This window comes from Aeromonas sp. PS2Canimalfood6 (genome assembly GCF_048276795.1).
Taxonomy (GTDB): domain Bacteria; phylum Pseudomonadota; class Gammaproteobacteria; order Enterobacterales; family Aeromonadaceae; genus Aeromonas; species Aeromonas caviae.
This window is the reverse complement of sequence record NZ_JBLUXC010000001.1, coordinates 132,467-146,907: the sequence shown is the minus strand read 5'-3', so window position 1 is coordinate 146,907 and position 14,441 is coordinate 132,467. Positions and strand designations below refer to the sequence as shown.

Here is a 14,441-nt window from a genome sequence, read left to right as displayed (position 1 = left end):
TTGTTGAAGCGCCTTGGGCCCGCCGGATGCGATGCGCCTGAAGGCGCCATCTGGCAGGAAGCAAGGTGTAGCACAGGGGGAGAGCGGCCTCCATTGACAGAAATGGCAGCGGCGAAGCGGGGAAAAAGAGGCTAACGGAGGCGATGGCAAACGCCGGAAATGCGAAAGGCCAGCTCAATGAGCTGGCCTTTCTGAAAAATGGCAGGGGCGGCAGGACTCGAACCCGCAACCATCGGTTTTGGAGACCGCTGTTCTACCAATTGGAACTACGCCCCTGCAACAAACGAGGCGTAGTATACAAAGCGGAGGTCAAAGGTAAAGGCTTTTTTTCTCACTTTCGATGCGATCGAACAAATGACGAGCAGATCCCCGCAATTCCAACAAGGAGCGGGGGTAAGCTGCTGTATTTGCAGCCCCGACGGGGTAGGAATGGGACACAAATGGGGGTAGGGTGAAACCAGGCTCAGGGAGGCTGCCCATGCTCAATTACCGACTGCTGCAACAGCTTGCGCCCCTCAACTTCCGGGATGAGCGCAAGACGGAGACCCTGGCCGACTATCTGGACAGAGTCTCTCCCCTGGTGCCCTCCATTCCCTCCAATGTGCTCGCCCAGTGGATTTACCGTCATTGGCGCGGTTTTGAATCCAACTGGAGCTTTATCGATCTCGCCAGCCACCAGTTCGAGTGCGAGCACTGGCCCACCGCGCAGATTATCGAGCAGATAGACTCCCGCCACATGGAGGTGATCGATCGCTGGGGCGAGATGCTGCGCAGCAACCGCTACGTGCGCCGCTCCTGGCTCGGCGATGACATGCTGCACCGGGGCACCTGGTCCGAGCCTGTCATCGTCCTCGCCACCGCCCCGGGCACCTGCTACCCGGACGGTCACCCCCTGCCCCATCCCTACTGCCTGCTGGAGGGGCACCACAGGCTCGGCTACCTGCGCAGCATGGCCGCCGATGGCGCCCCCTTGCAGGCGCAGCACGCACTCTGGATTTGTCGACCCGTTCGCGACACTCAAACGTTTTTCTGGGCAAATCCTGCCTCTGAAATAAATTTTTGACAATTCAAAAACCAGCCCTATAATCGGTGCGGTTTTGAAAAAGGTCGGGACAGGACAATGCCGTTTTTGATGAAAAAAGCAGCCTTGCAGACGGGTGGAGCGCACCAGAGCGGCCCCGTTGTTTCCGGTTCCCGTCCCACAGATCCCCCGTTTTTTTTGAAAAGAGCCCCTGTTTCAGGGGCTTTTTTTTGTGCCGGAAAAACCTTCATTGATGCCAAAGGGAATGCAGACGATGACCAATCCACTCTATAACAAACACGTCATCTCCATCTCGGATCTGACCCGGTCCGACATGGAACTGGTGGTCGCCACCGCACAGCGGTTGAAGGCCGAACCCGACAGCCGCCTGCTGAAAGACAAGCTGGTCGCCAGTTGCTTCTTCGAAGCCTCCACCCGCACCCGTCTCTCCTTCGAGACCGCGGTCCAGCGCCTGGGCGGCAACATCATCGGCTTCGCCGACGGCGGCAACACCAGCGCCAAGAAGGGCGAGACTCTGGCAGACTCCATCAAGATCATCAGCTCCTACACCGATGCGGTGGTGATGCGCCACCCGAAGGAAGGGGCAGCCCGTCTGGCCTCCGAGTTCTCCCGGGTGCCGGTCATCAACGGCGGTGACGGCTCCAACCAGCATCCCACCCAGACCCTGCTCGACCTTTTCTCCATCCACGAGACCCAAGGCAAGCTGGACGGCCTCAACGTCGCCTTCGTCGGTGACCTGAAGTACGGCCGCACCGTCCACTCCCTGGCCCAGGCCCTGAGCCTGTTCAACTGCCGCTTCTTCTTCATCTCCCCTGAGGCCCTGGCCATGCCGGACTACCTCTGCGAGGAGCTGGAAGAGAAGGGCATCCGCTTCAGCGTGCACGAGACCATGGAAGAGGTGATGCCGGAGCTCGACATCCTCTACATGACCCGCGTCCAGAAGGAGCGCTTCGACGAGACCGAGTACAAGCACATGGCCGCCAAGTTCGTGCTGGAGCTGGCGACCCTGGAAGGGGCCAAGCCCACCATGAAGATCCTCCATCCCCTGCCCCGGGTTGACGAGATCGAGGTCGCCGTCGACAAGACCCCCCACGCCTACTACTTCCAGCAGGCGGAGAACGGGGTCTATGCCCGCCAGGCACTGCTGGCACTGGTACTGAACGAAACCGTCTAAGGGAAAGGGGAACATCATGTCCGAGAAGAACCAACTGCAAGTCGAAGCCATCCGTCACGGCTCCGTCATCGACCACGTCCCCGCCGGCCAGGGCATCAAGATCCTCAAGCTGTTCCAGCTGATCGAGACCCAGGAGCGGATCACCGTCGGCTTCAACCTCAAATCCGGCGCCCTCGGCAAGAAGGATCTCATCAAGATCGAGAACACCCGTCTGACCGAGCAGCAGGCCAACCAGCTCGCCCTGTTCGCCCCCAAGGCGACCGTCAACATCATCGAAGACTTCGTGGTGGTGAAGAAGCACCAGCTGGCGCTGCCGGAGTTCATCGAAGGGGTCTTCCACTGCCCCAACTCCAACTGCATTTCCCACAACGAACCGGTGGAAAGCTACTTCCGGGTGCGCGAGGTGAAAGGGGCGGTGCGGATGAAGTGCAAATACTGCGAGAAGTCCTTCACCCAGGACATCGTCAGCGAACGCTACTGATTTCCTGCCGACAAAAGATATCCATGTGGGCCCCATCGGGCCCATTTTTGAACCCTGTCACATCACTTATTCCCCCTTTGGTTATAATTTGCCATCCCGTAATGGATATACCTCGCTCATCCCCTGCTTGAGTGCTCCTCATTAGTGTTTTTCGCTATGAAAAGCCGGAACGACAGACTGGGCGAGACCGCCATCGCTCATCGCCAAAGGAAGTCGCCATGGTCAACACCCTCAGCCGCCCAGCAGAACCAGAGTCCGACCTGGCCCAGCTCGACGCCTGCCGCCAGATCATCGGCCAGCACTGCTACAGCACCCAGGAGGAGATCCGCCGCGAGCTCTCCGCCCGCGGTTTTGCGGACATCAGCCAGTCCACCATCTCCCGCCTGCTGCGCCGTCTCGGGGTCGCCAAGGCCCAGAACGCCAACGGCAAGAAGGTCTACACCCTGGTGGACGAGCAGCTGGAGCCCGCCGGCAGCACCCGCTCCATCCACGACATGGTGCGCGCCGTGGTCCACAACCAGCAGATGGTGCTGGTGCATACCACCCCGGGGGCCGCTACCGTGGTGGCTCGCCTGCTGGATCGCAACGCCAATCCCGAGATCCTGGGGGCCGTGGCCGGCAACGACGTGGTACTGATCGCCCCGCGCCACATCAGCCGAACCCGCCAGGCTCACGCCGCCGTGGTGCGCACCCTGGAAAACGCCCGCTGACCCCTGCTGGATGCCAGAAGGCGACCCCGGGGTCGCCTTTTTGTTGCCCGCGCGGCAAGGAGTCAGGCCACGGGAGAGGCCGGGCGCCCCGCCTTGCCTGCCATAAAAAACGGGAGCCCCAGGCTCCCGTTGTTGTCCCTATGTCTGTCGGCATTCATGCCAGCAGGGCACCCAGGCTCAGGCAGAGTACGATCAGCACGGTCAGCATGCCGAGCAGCGGGGCCACCCACTTCAGCCAGCGCACATAGGGCACCTTGGCAATGGCCAGCCCCCCCATGACCACGGCGGAGGTCGGGGTCACCAGGTTCACCAGGCCGGAAGCGGACTGGTAGGCGGTGACCACCAGCTCGCGGCCCACGTTGGCGAAGTCGGCGAGCGGCGCCATGATCGGCATGGTCAGCACCGCCAGACCGGAGGAGGACGGCACCAGGAAGGAGAGCACTACTTCCAGCACGAACATCACGTTGATGAAGACGATGGTGGAGAGGCCGGTCACGATCCCCTCTGCGCTGTGCAAAATGGTGTGGGTGATCATGCCGTTGTCCATCACCACCACGATACCGCGGGCGATACCGATGATGAGGGCCACGCCGAGCAGGTCACGAGCGCCGTCGATGAAGTTGGAGGTCAGCTCCTCCTCGCTCATGCGGGAGATGACGCCGACGATGATGGCGGCAGCCAGGAACACGCCGGAGATCTGCGCCATCCACCAGCCCAGCACGGCCACCCCATAGATCATCACGGCAAAGGCGGCGACGAAGATACCCAGCACGATCTTGCGGGTGGTGGTGAACTCCAGCATCTGGTCGCTCTTGTTGCCGAGGAAGTGGGCACGGTTCTCTTCCCACTTGTCGGCCACCAGGGACTTGCTGGGATCGCTTCGCACCATCTTGGCGTAACGCATCACATAGGCCACGCAGATCAGCCAGCCGGCCACCAGCATGGCGACCCGCAACCAGATGCCGTCGGTGAAGGAGATGCCGGCCGCGTTGGCGGCGATCACGGTGGCGAACGGGTTGATGGTGGAGCCCAGGGTACCGATACCGGCCCCCAGCAGCACGGTCGCGGCAGCGACCACGGGGTCGAAGCGGGCGGCCATCATCACCGGCACCAGCAGGGTGTAGAACGGCAGAGACTCTTCCGCCATGCCGTAGATGGTGCCCCCTGCGGCGAACAGCGCCATCAGGATCGGGATCATCCACTCTTCACGGCCACGCAGGCGATCGGTGACGCGCTCGATACCAGCATCGATGGCACCTGTCTTGGTCACGATGCCAAGGAAGCCACCGATGATCAGGATGAAGAGGGAGACGTCGATGGCGCCAGCCTCATAGGTGTCGTGATTGTAGAGACCGTCGATGGGTGCCAGCAGCACGTCGACAATCCCCTGGGGATTGGCATCCACCAGTTTGTAGGTACCGGCCACCGGCACTTCCTTGCCGAGGGCCTCGTTCATGGTCATCTCGTATTTGCCGGCCGGCACTATCCAGCTCAGGGCGGCCACCAGGGCGATCAGCACAAACAGTATCGTGTAGGCTGACGGGAACTTGAATTTGGTCATGGTCCAGCTTCCTTCTGTGGGTGTGGTATCCATGCAGGCTGCGGGTCGTAGGGTTGGAGGTATTATGCCGCTGTCACATGGTTGAAAAGCCGGGGGTCACCCCCCGGCACCACTGACGACGTCAGTCGCCCAGCGTAGCCACCATCACTGCCTTGATGGTGTGCATCCGGTTTTCCGCCTCGTCGAAGACGATGCTGTGCTCGGATTCGAACACGTCCTCGGTCACTTCCAGGCCCTTCATGCCATATTTGTCGGCCACTTCCTTGCCCATGGTGGTCTCGTCGTTGTGGAACGCCGGCAGGCAGTGCATGAACTTCACATCCGGGTTCTTGGTCGCGTTGATGACATCCATGTTGACCTGATACGGGGTCATCAGTTTGACCCGTTGATCCCAGGCTTCCTTCGCTTCACCCATGGAGACCCAGACGTCGGTGTAGAGGAAGTCGGCACCCAGCACACCCTCTTTCACGTCTTCGGTCAGGTGGATGCGCGCACCGGTCTCTTCGGCGATGAGGCGGCAGGTGGCAACCAGCTCCTCTTCCGGCCAGAAGGCTTTCGGCGCCACCAGGCGGATGTCCATGCCCATCTTGGCGGCACCCACCATCAGGGAGTTGCCCATGTTGTTGCGGGCGTCACCCAGGTAGGCGAACTTGATCTGATCCAGACGTTTGCCCTTGCCGTGCTCCAGCATGGTCATGAAGTCCGCCAGGATCTGGGTCGGGTGGAATTCGTTGGTCAGGCCGTTCCAGACCGGCACACCGGCGTGGGCCCCCAGCTCTTCGACGATCTCCTGGCCGTAGCCGCGGTATTCGATGCCGTCATACATGCGGCCCAGCACCCGGGCGGTGTCCTTCATGGACTCCTTGTGACCGATTTGGGAACCGCTCGGGCCGAGGTAGGAGACCTGGGCGCCCTGGTCGAAGGCCGCCACTTCGAACGCACAGCGGGTGCGGGTGGAGGTCTTCTCGAAGATCAGGGCAATGTTCTTGCCGACCAGATGCTTGCGCTCATAGCCACCGTATTTGGCTTTCTTCAGGTCGATGGCCAGATCGATCATGTATTGGATTTCGCGAGGGGTGAAGTCCAGCAGTTTCAGGAAGTTACGGTTACGCAGATTAAAAGCCATGATGAGTTCTCTCTATATTTGTTCAGACCAATTTGGCAGTGTCATTGACTACGCAGTTGTTCAGACCAGAGCCTTGGCTCAGGCATTGACGGTATTGGTGGCGACGATGTTGGTGCCGGCTTCCCCCTTGAGGATGGCGAGGCCATCTTCCAGGGAGCCGATGCCGACCATGCCGCCGGTCGCCTTGACGAATTCACAGGAGGCTTCGACCTTGGGCCCCATGGAGCCGGCATCGAACTTGACCCCGGCCAGCTCGTCCGGGCTGGTGACCCGCAGCGGACGCTGGGTCGGCTTGCCCCAATCCAGATAGACGGCATCGGCATCGGTCAGGATCAGCAGGGCGTCGGCCTTGATCTGCTTGGCCAGGTAGGCGGCAGACATGTCCTTGTCGATGACGGCCTCGATGCCGGTCAGGCTCTGGCCATCCCAGGTCACCGGGATGCCACCACCACCGGTACAGATGATGAGGTGACCCTGGGCGATCAGGGTTTCGATGGCGTCGCCTTCGACGATGCGCTGGGGCAGCGGGGACGGCACCACGCGGCGGAAGAACTTGCCGTCTGCCTTGACCACCCAGTGCTTCTCTTCTGCCAGGGTGCGGGCTTCCGCCTCTTCGTAGACGGGGCCGATAAATTTGGTCGGGTTGGCAAACGCCGGATCCTTCGGATCGACCTGCACCTGGGTCAGCAGCGCGGTGACGTTGCGGCTCGGCATCAGGTTCTTCAACTCCTGGATCAGCATGTAGCCGATCATGCCCTGGGACTCGGCACCCAGCACATCCAGGGGATAGGGGGAGACCTTGGTGTAGGCGCTGTTCTGCAAGGCCAGCAGGCCGACTTGCGGGCCGTTGCCGTGCACCAGCACCACGTTGTAATCCTCGGCGATGCGGGCGATGGTCTTGGCGGCGGTGGCGATGTTCTTGCGCTGGATGTCCGCTTCGAGTGGCTCGCCACGACGGAGCAGAGCATTGCCCCCCAGGGCGACGACGACAGTTGGTTTTTTCATGGGTGTTACTCTCGAGTCTTGGTGTGTGTGGCGCCAGCCTCTGCCGGCGCCACGCCGTCTTGTCAGATGCCGTCACGTTCCATCGGGCAGCTCATGCAGCGGGCGCCGCCGCGACCACGTCCCAGCTCTTCACCCGGGATGGGCAGCACAGTGATGCCGGCCTTGTCGTACTTCTCGTTGGTGTAGGTGTTGCGCTCGTAACCCACCACCACGCCGGGGCGCACGGTCAGCACGTTGTTGGCGTCGTTCCACTGCTCCCGCTCGGCCTCGAAGCTGTCGCCGCCGGTGGTGATGAGCCTGAGCTGATCCACCCCCAGCGCCTTCTCGATGGCGGTCACGAAGTAACCCTCTTCCTTGATGTTCATCCCGGTGGCACCTCCCGGGGTCAGGCTCCAGCAGTTCACATCCTTGCGGATGACTTCCGGATAGACGGAGAAGGTGTCTATGTCCATGTGGGTCATGACGGTGTCGAGGTGCATGCAGCTGCGGTGTTTCGGCAGCTCCATGGCGATGACCTGTTTCGCCTGACCGTGCTTGAACAGGCTGCGGGCCAGATGCTCCACCCCTTGCGGCGTGGTGCGCTCGGACATGCCGATGAGCACGGCGCCTCGGCCGATGACCAGGACGTCGCCCCCTTCGATGGTGGAGTTGTCGTAGTCGCGCTCCTCGTCACCGAAGTACTTGATGAACTCCTGACCGGCAAACTGCGGGTGCCAGCGGTAGATGGCCTTCACGTGGTTGGTCTCGCGACGACGGGCGGCCTTGGCCATGGGGTTGATGGAGACGCCGCCATAGACCCAGCAGGAGGTATCGCGGGTGAAGAGGTGGTTGGGCAGCGGTTCGATGATGAAATCGGTCGGGGCATGCATGCCGACCACCATGTTGACGCCGCTGTAGGGCATCTCGGAGTAGGTGAGGCCGCCGGAGAGGATGCGGGCCAGCTCGCGGTGAGGCATGTCCGCCAGGAAGCAGCGCACGTCGTTGGCCAGGGCAGTGCCGAGGCGATAGTCGGATACCTGGTGTTGCAGCAGCCAGGCTTTGGCTTCCGGCACGTCCAGGGTTTCCGCCAGCAGATTGGTCAGGAGGAAGACTTCGACATTCTGATCGCGCAGTACCTGAGCGAATTTGTCGTGCTCCTGACCGGCACGTTCCACGGACAGGACGTCGTCAAACAGCAGATCCTGGCAGTTGGAAGGGGTCAGACGCTTCAGACTGAGGTTGGGGCGGTGCAACATGACACGGCGCAACTGGCCAACTTCAGAACCCACATAAAATTTGCTCATGATGATATTCCGTCTAGCAGTGGTCCCTGCGAGTGATTGAATAGATTCCTTCTATTCAGGCTCGTGGCTAAGGCGGGATATTCTTTATGTAGGGTACTCGGCTTGTGTTCTATCCTGCCATTGCCTTTCGACGCAGAGATTAGGACTGGAGGTCACATCAAACTTAGACATTGATCACATTCAACTCAGACTGCATAAATTCCGGAGTTAATTTATGACGGAGTGTACATAAACGATATTTGCCCCAGGGTCGCCATGGCATAAACAAGCAAAAAACGCCCGTAAAATCCCGGTAAGATAGCGTTTTCATTCATTTTGATTATCCATAAAGAGATAGCTTTTATTTTAAAATCACTTGAAAATCAAAAAGATAAAATAATCCACTTCAGTTTTTGAATTTTTTATATCTCTCCATGAATTTATCGTCATTCACTCCCCTTGAGTTCACCACATAAATAGTCACTTTCGCCATTCCGGTTGAATAATCCATCTTTTGTTCCAGATCATGGCATTTGCGCCAAGTCGCACGGCAGGCTTCGCGCCCACGGCTTTCACGCCATGTCTTTTATATGGATATGCATTTTGGACGCATCCCGGCGGGAGTTTTCTCATCAGCGCCATTGCAGCCTGGATTCAAAGTTTTTTCATTAGTTGAATTTATTGCAGCGCCTTGCACCAACCCGTGGTTCGCCTTAACTCAGAAAGTGATCGGGATCACACGCTTTTCTGTCATCAAGGAGATAACCATGAAGATCAAGTCGCTGTTTCTGCTCGTCGCCCTGGTCCTGCCCATGGCCCCGGCCCTGGTCCACGCCCAGGGCGCCCCCGCCATGCCGCTGGTGGTATGCCATGTCGACCAGGCACCCCAGATGCTGGTGCCCGCCTACCTTTGCCAATGGTATGGCGGCAGCCAGCACCACTGATCCTCCCACCCACGTCCTCTCACCCAAGGGGGGATGCACTCCTCTTGGGTGATGCCATTCCCTCGTTCGCCCTCGCCCCCATCCAGACCCGTCGCTTCACTCCCCCGGGATTGCCATTGGGCCGACACCACGCCCCTGGATGTCGGCTCCCGCATGCGCCCATCTGCGATCGACACCGGTAGCGCCGACTTTTCTGAACCCCAGGTAAACGGCCTGTGAGACATTCGCCATTACATGAGTGAGTAAAACGCCATAAAAATTCTCGCCATAGTCGGAAGATAAGCGTGAAAAAACCACAAGCAACACTGACAACACAATGATTAATAACAAAATAATGTCTATATCATTTCGCGAGAAACGAGTTGAGAAAAAACGTTTTTCAACATGCCGTTGTCGCCCTGCGTGAAATCCTTATAGTTACTCCTGCACGGACGCAATGAAGTCGGTCAGGAAGACTGGCTGCCAGGGTTGGGCAAATGGACTCACCACAGGATGTGGTAAAGGACACCTCCCAGGACGGAGAAAGTGCGACGGGAAAGGATGACTCGTCAGGCCATGATGGCTAAAGGACACCCCAAAGGATTGGGAAGGGGAAACCTAAAGGAAGAGGTATAGTCAGGGATTGCAGGGAGCAACTTCGTTCAAGGATATGAGCGATAAGACTATCGGGGGCGACGCAAGTCGCCCCCATCTTTTTTGGGTATTTTTCACGTCTGCCCGCTGATGGGTCACCCCGGCCACGGCATTGCTGGCCAGGGTACCCGGGACTCGCCCAGCCGGCGCTATTCCAGCCGGAAGTGCCCCACTATCTCCCGCAGCCTGTCATAGGTGCGCTGCATGGCATTCGAGCTGTCCACGGTGCGCTCGCCATTCCCCTTGAGCTGGGTGATCACCTCGGCGATGGCACTCATGTTGCGATTGATCTCCTCGGCGACGGCACTTTGCTCCTCCGCGGCCGTGGCGATATGGCTGATGAGATCGTTGATCTCCACCACTTCTCCCGCCATCAGATCCAGTGACGCATTCACCTTGCTGGTGTTTTCCGCCGCATCCTGGCAGCTCTGTCGGGTGTTGCCCATGGCGGCCACCACGGTCTGGGTACCCCGTTGCAGCCGGGTCAGCATGGTCTGGATCTCGGCAGTGCTCTTCTGGGTGCGTCCCGCCAGAGAGCGCACTTCGTCCGCCACCACCGCAAACCCCCGCCCCTGCTCACCAGCCCGGGCTGCCTCGATGGCAGCGTTGAGGGCCAGCAAGTTGGTCTGCTCTGCGATGCCACCGATGACCCCGAGAATCGAGCCTATCTGCTGCACATCCTGCTGCATGGCTTCGATGGAGTGTGCCGTGGCCTCCACCTCCGTCACCAGCGCAGTGACGCTGGCCATGGCCTGATCCACCACCTGACGCGACTGGTTGGCCAGTTGCTGGCTCTGGCCGGTCAGCTGGGCAGTATTGGCCGCGCTCTCCGATACCGAGACGGCAGTACGGCTCATCTCGTTGATGGCGGTGACCACCTGTTCGGTCTCCCGCACATGCTCCGCCAGCAGGCCCTGGGCCGACCCCGTCTGCCTCGCCAATGCCGATATCCCTTCATTGAGCTGGCCGCTCGCTTGTCTCACCTCCCCCATCATGCCCTGCAACTGCTCGATGAAACGGTTGATGCCCGCCGAGATCTGGCCGAGATCATCCTTGCTGGTCACCGTGAGCCGGCGGGTCAGATCCCCATTGCCCTGGGAGAGCTCCTGCACCAGGTCGCGCAAGGAGAGGATGGGTCTATAGGCCAGGTTGAGGGCCACCATGGAGAGGGCCAGTACCAGCGCCGCCACCCCGAGCAGGGCCAGGGTGATCTTGCCGTTGAGCGCCTGGGTCATGGCCCGGATATAGTCGAGATCCACATAACCGGTCAGGGTCCACTCGCTGCCGCGAATATCCAGCTTGTTGGGGCGGCTCTCGCTCTCTCCCTGGGGCTTGCTGCTGTAGAGCACCTGTCCCTGGCTGTCGGTGAGGGAGAAGTAACGCCCTTCCCCGCTTACCTTGGTCAGCAGCGTCTTGAACTCGCTCATGTCGAGGTAGTAGAGGTAGGCGGAGTCGGCACCGCGCGGCACCAGGATGGAGATGACGGGTTTGCCGTCCAGCTGCTCCAGCGGGCTGACGGTGATCTGGTTGTTGGCGGCGGGGATCAGCTTGCGCAGTGCGTCAACCCTGGCCTTGTCGTCGATGACCCCGTTCGCGTCGAATGCCATGTCGCCAATGAGCTTGACGATGTTGTGAAAGCCGGTCTCCTGCAGCGCCTTCTTGACGCTGGTCACCCCGAGGTTGAGGTTGGCGGCCAGCAGCACCTTCTGGTTGATGTCACCCGCTAGCTTCTCCCTGACCAGGGTGATCTGCTCGTTGATGTTCTGGGTAGCCTGGGTGCGGATGTAGCCGCTGATGAAATGGTTGACGCTGAACCAGGCGGTACCGATGGTGACCAGAATGGCGAGCAGCAACAGCACGTTGATTTTGACTTTGAATGCCATGGTATGGGTCCCTCCAAAGAGAAAGGGCCGGGATGACCCGGCCCTCCCTGCCAATGCTTACTTCTTCTTGGCGTACTTCATGGAGTCCAGGGCTACCGCCAGGATGATGATGCCGCCCTTGATGATGAACTGCCAGTAAGGGCTGACACCGATGTAGGTCAAACCATAGTTGATCAGCGTGAAGATAAGTACGCCGGTGATCACACCCGCGACAGTTCCCACACCGCCGGCAAACGAAACGCCCCCCACCACGCAGGCCGCGATGGCATCCAGCTCATACATGAAGCCGAGGTTGTTGGTGGCACTGCCGATCCGCCCCGCTTCCAGCATGCCGCCGAAGGCGTAGAAGACACCGGCCAGGGCATAGATGACCACCAGGTTGACGGCGACGTTGACACCGGACACCTTGGCCGCTTCCGGGTTGCCACCGATGGCGAAGATGTTCTTGCCAAAGCGGGTCTTGTTCCACAGCACCCAGACGAAGACGCTGGCGATGGCCGCATAGAAGGTCAGGTACGAGAGCTTGAACCCGCCAATCCGGATGAAGCCCTGCGCAAAGTTGGAGAAGCGAGGATCAAACCCGGCCACCGGAGAAGCCCCCACGGAGTCGAAATAGAGGGAGTTGATGCCGTAGACGATGATCATGGTGCCCAGGGTGGTGATGAAGGGCGTCACGTTCAGGTAGGCGACGATCAGGCCGTTGACCAGACCAATCAGGGCCCCCACCACGCACACCAGCAGGATCACCGCCGGAATGGGCACCTCCCCCAGGGTGGGGAAGACCTTGTTGACGTTGGTCAGGGCCTGCAGCATGGTGGCCGCGATCAGCGCCGCCAGGCCGACCTGGCGACCGGCCGACAGGTCAGTACCCTGGGTGATGATGATGCCCGCCACCCCGAGGGCAATGATGACCCGTACCGAGGACTGGGTCAGGATGTTGCTGAGGTTGGTGAGGCTGAGGAAGGAAGGCTCCTTGATCACGATGATCATGAGCAACACCAGCAACACCACATAGATGCCGTTCTCTTTGAGCGCCTGCATCAGATTGAAATTTTTAGCCGACTCCATAATGTCTTCCTGTCTTTATAGGTACAGAGATGCCAGGCGCAGGATCTCGCTCTGGTCAGTTTCTTTGGTGTTGACGATCCCCGCGACCCGGCCATTGCTCATGACCATGATGCGGTCCGTGATGCCGAGCAGTTCCGGCATTTCGGAGGAGATGATGACGATGCCCTTGTCCTTCTTCGCCAGCTCCAGGATGAGCTGGTAGATCTCGAACTTGGCGCCGACGTCGATACCCCGGGTCGGTTCATCCAGCATCAGGATCTCGGGCTGGGTCAGCAGCCAGCGACCGATGATCACCTTCTGCTGGTTGCCACCGGAGAGGGAGCCGATCTGGGTCTGCTGGGTCGGTGTCTTGACCCGCATGGAGTCGATGACCCACTGGGTATCGCTCTTCATCTTGTTGTCGCTGAGCAGCCCCATGGATCCCTTGTAGTTGTCCATGTTGGCGATCAGGGAGTTGAAGGCGATGTCGAGGCGTGAATAGATCCCGGTGGAGCGGCGCTCCTCGGTCACCAGGGCGAAGCCGTTCTGGATCGCCTCGTGGGCGTTGTGGTTCGCCACCTCTTTGCCGTGCAGCTTGATGGTCCCTTCGCTGCGATCGCGGATGCCGAACAGGGTCTCCACGATGTCGGTGCGCTTGGCCCCCACCAGACCGGCGATGCCGAGGATCTCCCCCTTGTGCAGGTTGAAGGTCACGTCCTTGATGGAAGGCTGGTTCTTGGCCGTCAGGTGCTCGACCTCGAGGATCACCTCTTTGGGCTGGTTGGTTTTTTCCGGGAAGCGCTGGGTGAGCTCGCGGCCGACCATCATGCCGATGATCTGATCCATGGTCATGCCCTGGAGGGGCTGGGTCGCCACCCACTGGCCATCCCGCAATATGGTGATCTCGTCACAGAGCTGGAAGATCTCTTCCATCTTGTGGGAGATGTAGACGATGCCGCACCCCTTCTCCTTGAGCTTGTTGATGATCTTGAAGAGGTGGTTGACCTCTTTCTCGGTCAGGGAGGAGGTGGGTTCGTCCATGATGACGATCTTGGCGTCATAGGAGAATGCCTTGGCAATCTCGATCATCTGCATCTGGGAAACCGACAGGGTGCCGACCTTGACCCTGGGGTCGATGTCGATGTCCAGCTCCTCGAAGATATGCTTGGTGTCCTGATACATCTTGCCGTGGTCGACAAACAGTCCCTTGGTGGGATAGCGGCCGAGCCACATGTTGTCCATCACGGTGCGTTGCAGTACCAGGTTCAGCTCCTGGTGCACCATGGAAACGCCATTCTCCAGCGCCTCTTTGGACGAGGTGAAGTTGATCTCCTGTCCCTTGAAGAAGATCTTGCCCTGATCCTTCTCGTAGATGCCGAACAGGCACTTGAGCAGCGTGGACTTCCCTGCGCCATTCTCGCCCATCAACGCATGCACAGAATGAGGACGGACCCGTAAATTGACATTATCGAGTGCCTTGACGCCAGGAAAGCTCTTACTGACGTCAATCATCTCCAACAGCCATTCTGATTGTTGCCGTGTTGTCATATCAGCCATCACATCTGGTTGAAAA

General features: G+C 59.6%; 12 protein-coding genes and 1 tRNA gene. 5 read left to right on the top strand and 8 right to left on the bottom strand.

Annotated features, from left to right (window positions below; all coding sequences use genetic code 11):
* Window positions 1-199 precede the first annotated feature (199 nt).
* A tRNA-Trp gene (locus ACNPAA_RS00665) sits at window positions 200-276 on the bottom strand.
* A gap of 202 nt (window positions 277-478) precedes the next feature.
* On the opposite strand from ACNPAA_RS00665, the gene ACNPAA_RS00660 reads away from it, so the two are divergent.
* The 4 genes from ACNPAA_RS00660 to ACNPAA_RS00645 all read left to right on the top strand — a co-directional run bounded on the left by ACNPAA_RS00660 (window position 479) and on the right by ACNPAA_RS00645 (window position 3,407).
* Window positions 479-1,063: a hypothetical protein gene (locus tag ACNPAA_RS00660; protein WP_201872886.1), complete on the top strand. Its 585-nt coding sequence runs from the start codon at window positions 479-481 to the stop codon at window positions 1,061-1,063.
* A gap of 232 nt (window positions 1,064-1,295) precedes the next feature.
* Window positions 1,296-2,216, top strand: coding sequence for an aspartate carbamoyltransferase (gene pyrB / locus ACNPAA_RS00655; protein WP_010676005.1), 921 nt, complete (start codon window positions 1,296-1,298; stop codon window positions 2,214-2,216).
* A 16-nt stretch (window positions 2,217-2,232) separates the two neighbouring features.
* Window positions 2,233-2,697 (top strand): aspartate carbamoyltransferase regulatory subunit, encoded by a 465-nt coding sequence (pyrI, locus tag ACNPAA_RS00650; RefSeq protein WP_010676006.1) that lies wholly within the window; start codon window positions 2,233-2,235, stop codon window positions 2,695-2,697.
* 218 nt (window positions 2,698-2,915) lie between these two features.
* Window positions 2,916-3,407, top strand: coding sequence for an arginine repressor (locus tag ACNPAA_RS00645; protein WP_039039633.1), 492 nt, complete (start codon window positions 2,916-2,918; stop codon window positions 3,405-3,407).
* Window positions 3,408-3,561: 154 nt separating this feature from the next.
* Here ACNPAA_RS00645 and ACNPAA_RS00640 read toward each other — a convergent pair whose 3' ends face one another.
* The 4 genes from ACNPAA_RS00640 to arcA all read right to left on the bottom strand — a co-directional run bounded on the left by ACNPAA_RS00640 (window position 3,562) and on the right by arcA (window position 8,382).
* Complete coding sequence (locus ACNPAA_RS00640) at window positions 3,562-4,968, bottom strand: YfcC family protein (RefSeq protein ID WP_417891505.1); 1,407 nt, start codon at window positions 4,966-4,968, stop codon at window positions 3,562-3,564.
* Between the two features lie 121 nt (window positions 4,969-5,089).
* On the bottom strand, window positions 5,090-6,094 hold the full coding sequence (argF, locus tag ACNPAA_RS00635) for an ornithine carbamoyltransferase (RefSeq protein WP_010676009.1): 1,005 nt from the start codon (window positions 6,092-6,094) through the stop codon (window positions 5,090-5,092).
* 78 nt (window positions 6,095-6,172) lie between these two features.
* A complete protein-coding gene (gene arcC / locus ACNPAA_RS00630) occupies window positions 6,173-7,099 on the bottom strand; it encodes a carbamate kinase (protein ID WP_200164618.1) in 927 nt (308 codons plus the stop codon).
* Window positions 7,100-7,161: 62 nt separating this feature from the next.
* Window positions 7,162-8,382: an arginine deiminase gene (gene arcA / locus ACNPAA_RS00625; protein ID WP_417891504.1), complete on the bottom strand. Its 1,221-nt coding sequence runs from the start codon at window positions 8,380-8,382 to the stop codon at window positions 7,162-7,164.
* 746 nt (window positions 8,383-9,128) lie between these two features.
* Between arcA and ACNPAA_RS00620 the strand changes: the two genes are divergently transcribed.
* A complete protein-coding gene (locus ACNPAA_RS00620; protein WP_152551730.1) occupies window positions 9,129-9,305 on the top strand; it encodes a hypothetical protein in 177 nt (58 codons plus the stop codon).
* 782 nt (window positions 9,306-10,087) lie between these two features.
* On the opposite strand, the gene ACNPAA_RS00615 is transcribed toward ACNPAA_RS00620, so the two are convergent.
* Genes ACNPAA_RS00615 through mglA form a run of 3 tightly spaced genes read right to left on the bottom strand, consistent with a single transcriptional unit; the run spans window position 10,088 to window position 14,425 of the window.
* Window positions 10,088-11,821: a methyl-accepting chemotaxis protein gene (locus ACNPAA_RS00615; protein WP_039039635.1), complete on the bottom strand. Its 1,734-nt coding sequence runs from the start codon at window positions 11,819-11,821 to the stop codon at window positions 10,088-10,090.
* A 57-nt stretch (window positions 11,822-11,878) separates the two neighbouring features.
* Window positions 11,879-12,889, bottom strand: a complete 1,011-nt coding sequence (gene mglC, locus ACNPAA_RS00610; RefSeq protein WP_010676014.1) for a galactose/methyl galactoside ABC transporter permease MglC — start codon at window positions 12,887-12,889, stop codon at window positions 11,879-11,881.
* Between the two features lie 15 nt (window positions 12,890-12,904).
* Entirely contained in the window at window positions 12,905-14,425 is a 1,521-nt protein-coding gene (mglA, locus tag ACNPAA_RS00605; RefSeq protein WP_043153953.1) for a galactose/methyl galactoside ABC transporter ATP-binding protein MglA, read from the bottom strand.
* Window positions 14,426-14,441: the final 16 nt, after the last annotated feature.